General features: G+C 64.3%; 1 protein-coding gene. It reads right to left on the bottom strand.

Annotation, left to right across the window (positions count from 1 at the left end; all coding sequences use genetic code 11):
* The coding region (locus HMPREF0044_RS07655; protein WP_040313301.1) for a hypothetical protein at window positions 1-241 on the bottom strand (241 nt) is incomplete at both ends.

Genomic DNA, 241 nt, shown 5'->3' on the forward strand with positions numbered 1-241 from the left:
CCGAGCTTTTGGACCGCGAATGCGAAGTGCTTGAGGTCTTCGGCCGGGATGCCGGTCTCCCCTTCGGTGCTGAACGGCACATGCAGCAAGGAGGACGCGGTGGAGACGGCCACATCGGCGGTGACCTGCTTCAGAGCATCGACCAAGCCGAGGGAGGTGGCGTAGTTGTTGCGCCAGATGTTGCGGCCGTTAATCACGCCGGCGAAGATGGTGGTGCCGGCGGCCACGCCGTACTTGGCGA

It is taken from the genome of Gleimia coleocanis DSM 15436 (genome assembly GCF_000159015.1).
In the GTDB taxonomy this organism is placed as follows: domain Bacteria; phylum Actinomycetota; class Actinomycetes; order Actinomycetales; family Actinomycetaceae; genus Gleimia; species Gleimia coleocanis.